Genomic DNA, 7,644 nt, shown 5'->3' on the forward strand with positions numbered 1-7,644 from the left:
AACTCGGCCCGCAGCGGGGGGGAGACGCTGACGACGCTCGGGGTGCGGCTCATCGGGGAATCATGCCAGCCACGCGTCGAGGTGCTCCGCGACGAACGCGTCGTCCGACGCGCCGAGCCACGGGTACGCGGCCGTGACGCGCGTGAGCTCGTCGGCCTGCCCGGGCGACAGCGTCTCGGCGGGGTCGAGGCACCAGATGCCCTCGAGCAGCCCCTGGCGGCGCAGGACCTCGTGCACCCCGGCGATGACCCCCGCGAAGTCGTTCGCGGAGTCGAACACCGCGGCGTTGGCGTCGGTGAGCCCGGTCTGACGGGCGACCAGGAGGCGCAGGGCCGCGTCGTCGGGCACCGTGAGCGTGCCGTCGGCCGTGACGCCGCGCGCGGCCTGGGCGAGGCGCAGGGTCTCGACCGCGCCGCGCGTCCACACGGCCCACTGGCCGAGCAGGCCGCCCACGAAGCGCGCGGTGTACGGGCTCGCGCTCCCCGTGACCGGGACGTCGACCTCGGAGACCAGGTCGGCGATGATCGCGTCGTCGTTGCCCGTGTAGAGCGAGATCTGGTCCGCACGGCCGGACTCGGCCACGCCGCGCAGGACGTCGATGGTCCGGTACCGGTTGAACGGCGCAGCCTTGACGGCCACGACGGCCTCGATCGCGGCGAACCCGCGCCAGAAGTCGACAGAGAGACGGGGCCCGCCGATCGCCTCCTGGAGGTAGAAACCGATCACGGGCAGGACCTCGCCCACGGCCCGCGCGCGGTCGAGCAGGTAGCGCTCGACCTCCTCGCGCGTGCCGCTCAACCCGGCGACGCGCGGCGCGAGGAGCACCGCGTCGTAGCCGAGCTCGGCCGCGACCTGGGCCTCGGCCACGGCCTGGGCCGTGGGTCCCGAGGCTCCGGCGACCTGGACGAGCGGGCGCGGCCCCGTGGTCGCGGAACCTGCGGGCGCGTTCCCGGCCAGCGTCTCGCGCGACACCTCCGCGGCCATCTCGAGCACCGGACGGTAGAGACCGACGTCGCGGATCTCGAACTGCGTCGTGTGCACGCCCACGGCCACACCGCCGGCCCCGGCCGCGTGGTAGTACCGCGTGAGGGCGCGCTGGCGGCGCTCGTCGAACCGGCGGTCGGCGGTCAGCGCGAGCGGCTGGGCCGGGATGACCGTGCCCGCGCGCAGGAGCGCGAGCGACGCGGGCTCCATGGTGTCGAGGACCGGGGCCATCAGAACTTCCCGTCGCGGACGGTGAACTTGGTGGCCTTGCCGCTCGTGGGCAGGCCCGCGGCGAGCCACTGCGCCTGCCAGTCGACGAGCGTGCGCAGCGAGACGTCGGGGTACCCGAACAGCTCGTGGCACAGGCTCGCGTCGTTGAGCAGGGCCGTCCCGGCCTCCTCGCCCCGGAACGAGACCTCGCGGCCCAGCCCCGCGCCGAGCAGCCCTGCGAGGCGGCGCACCGACGCGGTCTCGGGGCCCGTGAGGTTGACCGTGAAGGCGGGGGAGGACGCGTGGCCGAGCGCGCGCAGCGCGACCTCGTTCGCGTACCCCTGCCACACGACGTTGACGTGGCTCGTGGTCAGGTCGACGGGCTCGCCCGCGAGGATCGGCGCGGCGACGTCGCACAGCACGCCGTAGCGCAGGTCGACCGCGTAGTTGAGGCGGATGTTCGCGACCTTGGTGCCGCGCGTGAGGGCCGCGTGCTGGAACAGGCGCTCGCGCCCCAGGCAGCTCATGGCGTACTCGCCGACGGGCCCGGTCGGGTCGTCCTCGGAGCAGCCGCCCGAGGAGACCGGGACGAGCGGGTACACGTTCCCGGTCGAGAACGCGGCGATGGTCGAGTCCGCGTAGCGGCGCGCGACGTCGCTCACGAGCGCGGCGTTCGCGGCCCACGCGAGCGAGGGGGCCGACGACGTGCCGAACTTGGCGCCGACCATGTAGACGACGTCCGCGCCGTCGGGCAGGCCGCCCAGGACCGCGGGGTCGCCCGTCATGAGGTCGGCCGTCACGACGTTCACGCCCGCGTCGCGCAGGTGGTCGGCCTGGGCCGGGTCCGACCAGCGCGAGACCGCGTGGACGGCGTCGCCCGTGCGGCCCGCGGCGTCGAGCGCGCGGCGGGCGAGGACCGTGAGGCTCGGGCCCATCTTGCCGCCCGCGCCCAGGACGACCAGGTCGCCCGAGCGTGCGGCCATGTCCGCGACGAGCGCGGGCGAGGGCGTGGTGAGCAGGTCCTCGAGCTCGGCGAGCGAGGAGGGGCCGGCGGGGCGCCCGACGGCGGAGTCGCCGGCAGGAGCGACGGCGGCAGCGGGCAGAGGGCTGGGTGAGGTCGAAGACACGAGTGCTATCCCTTGATTCCGGACATGGTGACGCCCTCCTGGAAGTAGCGCTGGGCCACGAGGTAGGCGGCGAAGATCGGCACGAAGGAGATGGTCGCGCCGGCGAGGATCATGTTGAGCGGCACGTCCTGCTGCTGCAGCGACGCGATACCCACGGTGAGGGTCCAGTGGTCGGTGCCCTGGCCCATGATGAGCGGCCACAGGAAGTCGTTCCAGTGCCACAGGAAGACGAACGTGCCGAGCGTCGCGAGGATCGGCTTGCACAGGGGCAGCACGATGCGCGTGAAGATGCGCCACTCGGACGCACCGTCGAGCTTGGCGGCCTCGAAGAGCTCGTCGGGCATGTCCATGATGAACTGCCGCATGAGGAACACGGCCTGCGCGTTCGCGAGCGTCGGCAGGATCAGGCCCCAGTAGGTGTCCAGGCCGCCGACCTGCGCCATGAGGATGAAGGTCGGGATCAGGGTCACGTGGTACGGGACCATGACCATCGCGAGGAACGACCAGAACATGGCCTCACGGCCCGGGAACTTCTTCTTGGCGAACGCGTAGCCCGCCATCGCGGAGAACGCGAGGACCAGGACCACCGAGACGACCGAGTAGATGAGCGTGTTCCCGAACCAGGTCCAGATGTTCCCGGCACCGAGCACGCGCTCGTATGCCGCGAAGCCCAGGTTCGTGGGGATGAGGCTCTGCGGGAACTGGATCGCCGCCGCAGGCTTGAGCGAGAGCACGACCATCGCGTAGAACGGGAAGATCGTGACGACCGCGGCGAGGCTCAGCACGACGTACCGCACGATCTTGCCGCGCAGCGTCAGGTCCATGCCCGAGTTCTTGCTGCGCTTGCGGCGCACCTTGGGCGTGAGGTCGGTCGGGCTGGTGGTACCGGCAGCGGTCCCGGGGTGCCCCGGGGTGCCGGGGGTGGCGAGCGTGGTCACTTGTCCCTCCCGATGAGGCGACGCTGCACCAACGCAACGACGATGGTGATGATGAACAGGGCGACGCCGAGCGTGCTGGCGTAGCCGAGGTCGAAGTACTTGAAGCCCTGGTCGTAGATCTGGTAGACGAGGCTGTAGCTGGCGCGGGCGGGCCCGCCGCCCGTCATGGTGTAGACCAGGTCGAAGATCTGGAAAGACGCCGTGGTCTCGATGACCGCCAGGAAGAAGAGCGTGGGCTTGAGCTGCGGCATGATGATGTGCCAGAACCGGTGCCAGGCGTTCGCGCCGTCGAGCGCCGCGGCCTCCTCGAGCTCGCGCGGCAGGTCCTGCATGCGGGCCAGGAGGATGAGCATCCCGTACCCGAAGCGCGACCAGATCGAGACCAGGGCCAGCGCGGGCAGGACCAGGGTCGTGCTGCCGAGCCACGAGTCGGTCGACAGGCCGATCAGGCCCATGAGCTGCGACCACGGGCCCCCGGTCGAGAAGACCCAGGTGAACACGGTCGCGGCGAGCACGAGGCTCGTGACCACGGGCAGGAAGAACACCGAGCGGTAGAAGCCCGACCCGCGGAACGAGCGGCGGACCAGGAGCGCCATGAACGTCGAGATCGCGAGCGACAGCGGCACGATCAGGACGCTGAGGATCAGGGTCACGCGCATCGCGGACCAGAAGATCGGGTCGTTGACCATGCGTTCGAAGTTGTCGAGGCCGGTCCACGTGGCCGTGTCCCCGATGGTGTAGTCGAAGAAGCTCAGCCCCACGCCGGCGATCGCCGGTCCGAACCGGAAGGCCAGGAAGAGCAGGAAGGCCGGGAGCGCGAAGAGCAGGCCGATACGGGCCTCGCGGCGGGCCATGGTGCGGCGGAACGTCGAGGGGGCCTTGCTGCCCGACGGGCCCGAGGGCCCACCGGACGCGCTCCGCGCGACGGGCGTGGCGCCGTCGGGCAGCGAGCCCTGGACGCCTGTCCCGAGGACGTCTCCGGACGGGGTGGTTGCTGTCATGAGGTTCTTCTCCTTCGCCTCACCGGGCCGGGGGCCGCGTCAGCGGCGGCCTCCCGGCCCGGTGGGTGTGGTGCGAGATCAGCCGAGGAGCGGGTTCGCGGCCGCGGCCGCGTCCTTCATGGCCTGCTCAGGGGTCTTCTGACCGATGAGCGCGGCCTGGATCTCCGGGGCGAGGATGCCCATGACCTCACGGGACTTCTCGTTGAGGTCGCCGGAGGTGGTGGCGTCGAGCGTGGCCTCGAGGGCCGCCATGGTCGCGTCGTCGCCGTACAGGCCGGTCTGCGAGGTGTACGGCGTGAACCAGCCCGCGGCCTTCGCGTACTCGGCCGACGCCTCGGGGCGCGTGGCGAACGCGAGCCACTTGCCCGCAGCATCCAGGTTCTCGGCCTTCTTCATGAGGGCCAGCGATCCGACCGTGCCGTAGCCGATCGACTCGGCCTCCTTGAGGGAGGGGAGCACGACCGTGTTCTCCTCGCCCCAGAAGCTCGCGACGTCGCCGGGGCCCTGCTGCCACGTGCAGGCGATCTTGCCCTGCGCGGTACGGGTCTGCTCGAACGCCGGGATCGTCGTCAGCAGGTCCTTCTCGACGAAGCCGCCCTCGGCCAGGTCGGTGACGAACTGGAGCGCCTCGATGCCCTCGGGGGAGTCGAACGCGACCTCGGTGCCGTCCTCGGAGAACACCGACCCGCCCGCCTGCCACAGCAGCGGGTAGAACGACTCGTTGAGCGTCGCGTCGACCGCACCCCAGTAGTTCGTGACGTCGTAGCCGGCGTCCTTGAACTTCGGGGCCAGCGCCATGAGGTCGTCCCACGTGGCCGGGTAGTTGCCCGACTCGCCGATCGCGTCGAACGCCGCGGCGTTGCACACGAGCGGCTTCGAGTTCATGATCAGCGGCGCGCCCATCATGGCCCCGTCGATGCTCACCGACGTGGCCGCGTTCTCGCGCAGGTCGCCCGTGTTGTCGGTGATGTAGTTGTCGACCGCCGCGAGGGACTTCGCGTACTTGGGGAGCTGGTCCGGGATGAGGTAGACGACGTCGGGGCCCTTGCCGCCCGCGATGCCCGTCGCGAGCGTCTCGTCGCGGCCGGCCCACGGGTAGATCTCGACCTTGACGTCGACGTCGGGGTTCTCGGCCGTGAACTCGGCGATCTGCTCGTCCCAGAACTTCTTGTGGGCCGCCTCGTCGGCGATGACGGGGTAGGTCCACATGGTCACCGAGCCCGAGGCCGCGCCGTCCGAGGGGACGGGGGTCGAGCTGCCGGTCGTGCCGCCACCGCTGCACGCGGTGAGGGCGCCGAGGCTGGCGATCGCGGCGATCGCGGTCACCACGTGCTTCTTCGGCATGGTCATTTTCGTGCTCCTTTGACGTCGAACGATGACTACCGTGCTGGATGCTTGCTGGATGTTTCGGGGGTCGTGCGGTGGTGCTCTCGGGTGCTTCGCTGCTCCCTGCGAGGTGCTGCTTCGGTGCCCGGGCGGGGGGTACCCGTCCGGACGGGACGTGCTGCTAGCGGGCCGGGACCTCCACGACGGTGCGTGAGTGCCGCGACTCCTCGGCCGCGAACACGGCGAGGTGGCTCTGGAGGGACTCGACGGCGCCCGAGCGGACGTGCGACGCGTCGCCCGTCGCGACCGCACGCACGAACGCGTCCATGACCCCCGAGTCGCCGCCGCCGTGGTCGTCGGCGGCGTTGGTCGCACCGTGGTGACCCGAGTCGTGGACCGTGACCGAGCCGTCCCGGAAGTCGGTGACCCGGATCTTCTCGCCGTCGCCGTCGAGGCATCCGTGGGTCCCGAAGATCTGCGTCTTGCGGTGGTCCTGCTCCGAGAAGGCCGTCATGGTGAACGTCGCCGCTCCACCGCCCTCGAGCTCCATCGCGACGACCTGGTGGTCCACGACGTCGTTGTCCGACGCGTAGACGCACCGCCCGTAGTCGCCCGTGCGCAGCGCCTCGATCACCGAGGCCTCGTCGGTGCCGTCGGTGACGACCGTGACGGGCCAGATGGCGCCCTTCTCGCGCAGCGTGCCCAGGTACAGGCGCGGCGCGGAGTACGGGCAGGTCGGCTCGAGCGGGCAGTCCAGGCAGCGGTCCGCTGCGCCCGCGGGACGCTCCTCGGGCCGGAAGTGCTTGAGCGAGCCGAAGCTCGCGACCGTCGTGATCCGCTTGCCCGTGACGTAGCGGATCCAGTCCAGGTCGTGGCTCGACTTCGCGAGCAGCATGGGGCTCGACGTCTTCTCCGAGCGCCACGGGCCGCGCACGTACGAGTGCGCGTCGTGCCACCAGCCGACCGGTTCGAGGTGCTGCACGTTGACGACCTCGCCCAGGACGCCCGAGTCGACGACCGACTTCATGAGGTCCGTGTACGGCATGTAGCGCATCACGTGGCACACGCCGAACAGGACGCCCGAGGCCTCGACCGCGTCGACCACGTCGCGGCACTCCTCGGGGCTCGGGGCGAGCGGCTTCTCGACCAGGATCGCGTAGCCCTGGGCGGCGAGGGCGACGACCGGGTCGCGGTGCTCACGGTCCTGGGTCGCGACGATGACCATGTCGGCGAGCCGGGCGGGGGCGCCCGTCGTCCCGTCGCCCGCTGCGACCAGCGACTCCCAGTCGGCGAACTCCGCGACGGGGGCGGCGTCGGGGTCCGCCGCCGCCGAGCCGGACGCCACGAGCGAGCGCTGGAAGGGGCGCGGGTCGGCGACCGCGACCAGGCGGGCACGGTCGGGGTGCGCGGCGATCCAGCGTGCGTAGGTCTGACCACGGTTGCCGGCGCCCACGAGGGCGACGGTCACGGGTGCATCATTGCGGGTCACGAGCGGTCCTTGCTTCGTTGCGGGGGCTGCGGGGCGAACGGGTGGTGCGGAGCGAACGGGTGGTGCGGTGAGGGGCCGGGCGAGTACGGCTTCTTTTGCTATTTGCTATAGCAACTATGACAGATGATCCTGCGCCCTGACAGCCCGTCAGGTCAACTTGCGACCGAGTCGTTATCTTTCGGGCGGCCCGATCGGGGGCGGCCGGGGTGGGGCCGGGGCGAGGGCGGCCCTGGGCCGGGGTGGGGGCCCTGGCCCGGGGTGGGCCGACGGGGTGAGGCCGACCGCCGGGGTGGATGCGGCCGGGCGGTGGCCGACCGGGGTGTGGCCGCGGGTCGGTCGTGCGGGTCAGCGGGCGGGGCCCTCCTCTCGGTGCCGAGCACGAGGTTGCGGTCGCTATCTCGCTGACAACGACCGCAACCTCGTGGTCGAGGTGGCAGAACCTCGTGCTCGGCGCCGGGGCTGGTCGCGCAGGCCCGGCCCCGGCGCCGAGCATGCGGTGGGCGTCGCGATCCGTGCGATCTGGGACGACAACCGCATGGTCGACGGGCGGAAACCGCATGCTCGACGAC

General features: G+C 71.4%; 6 protein-coding genes. All 6 read right to left on the reverse strand.

What is annotated here, in order from left to right; all coding sequences use genetic code 11:
• Positions 1-60 precede the first annotated feature (60 nt).
• A complete protein-coding gene (locus tag ACFWFR_RS15310; protein ID WP_377623530.1) occupies positions 61-1,215 on the reverse strand; it encodes a dihydrodipicolinate synthase family protein in 1,155 nt (384 codons plus the stop codon).
• The gene (locus tag ACFWFR_RS15315) at positions 1,215-2,321 is read right to left on the reverse strand and encodes an NAD-dependent epimerase/dehydratase family protein (protein WP_377623531.1); all 1,107 of its coding nucleotides are present in this window, start codon (positions 2,319-2,321) and stop codon (positions 1,215-1,217) included. Before ACFWFR_RS15315 ends, ACFWFR_RS15310 begins: the two co-directional genes overlap by 1 nt.
• A 5-nt stretch (positions 2,322-2,326) precedes the next feature.
• A complete protein-coding gene (locus ACFWFR_RS15320) occupies positions 2,327-3,259 on the reverse strand; it encodes a carbohydrate ABC transporter permease (protein WP_354509390.1) in 933 nt (310 codons plus the stop codon).
• Positions 3,256-4,260: a carbohydrate ABC transporter permease gene (locus ACFWFR_RS15325; RefSeq protein WP_225220737.1), complete on the reverse strand. Its 1,005-nt coding sequence runs from the start codon at positions 4,258-4,260 to the stop codon at positions 3,256-3,258. The genes ACFWFR_RS15320 and ACFWFR_RS15325 overlap by 4 nt, the downstream gene beginning before the upstream one ends.
• A gap of 78 nt (positions 4,261-4,338) precedes the next feature.
• Positions 4,339-5,610, reverse strand: coding sequence for an ABC transporter substrate-binding protein (locus tag ACFWFR_RS15330; RefSeq protein WP_377623532.1), 1,272 nt, complete (start codon positions 5,608-5,610; stop codon positions 4,339-4,341).
• Between the two features lie 157 nt (positions 5,611-5,767).
• Complete coding sequence (locus tag ACFWFR_RS15335) at positions 5,768-7,075, reverse strand: Gfo/Idh/MocA family protein (RefSeq protein WP_377623533.1); 1,308 nt, start codon at positions 7,073-7,075, stop codon at positions 5,768-5,770.
• Positions 7,076-7,644 lie beyond the last annotated feature (569 nt).

Source organism: Oerskovia sp. NPDC060287 (assembly GCF_042726775.1).
GTDB classification, from domain to species: domain Bacteria; phylum Actinomycetota; class Actinomycetes; order Actinomycetales; family Cellulomonadaceae; genus Oerskovia; species Oerskovia merdavium.